This is a genomic window from Rhizobium sp. P1_E6 (genome assembly GCF_056405875.1).
On the sequence record NZ_JBFUBG010000366.1, the window covers coordinates 1 to 572 of the forward strand.

At 56.5% G+C, this 572-nt stretch carries 1 protein-coding gene; it reads left to right on the forward strand.

Going from position 1 to position 572, the window contains the following annotated elements; all coding sequences use genetic code 11:
* Positions 1–572, forward strand: a 572-nt coding sequence (locus AC1D35_RS36775; protein WP_477943003.1) for a tetratricopeptide repeat protein, incomplete at both ends; no start/stop codon positions are given.

Consider the following 572-nt stretch of genomic DNA (forward strand, 5'->3'; position numbering starts at 1 on the left):
GCCGAACCTCCGCTTCAGGAGGCACTGAGCATCAGACGCGAAGCGTTGAAGACAGATCATCCAGACATCGCAGCGAGTTTGAACAACCTCGGTACCCTCTTGTACCGAAAGGGTGAATATGGGCAAGCTGATGGACTATTTCGCGAGGCCATCGCCATCGATATCGCGACCTATGGCGAAGGTGACGCGCAGGTCTTGCTAGACCTCAATAACCTCGCCGAAAATCTGCGTTCGATGGGCCGCCCTGATGATGCCCTCGAAATTCAAATGAAGGTATTGGCGGGCCGAGAAAGGCAATCGGCGAGCAATGGTTCGGACGAATCGGCGTCCTACGATCTCGCCCTTTCGAACGCCAACGTCGCCAACCTTCTAAGCGATCTCGGAAGAGACGCTGAAGCGCTGTCTTACTATCTTAAAGCGCTCGCGCTTGATGAAAAACGGGCCAAGGGCAGACCCTCTGCCGACGTCGCCATGGACCTCAACAGCCTCGGCGATTTGATGAGGGAGGCTGGCAAGCCGGAGGAATCGGAGGCGTTCCTAGAGCGCGGCATACAGATCGCCGAGAATTTGGG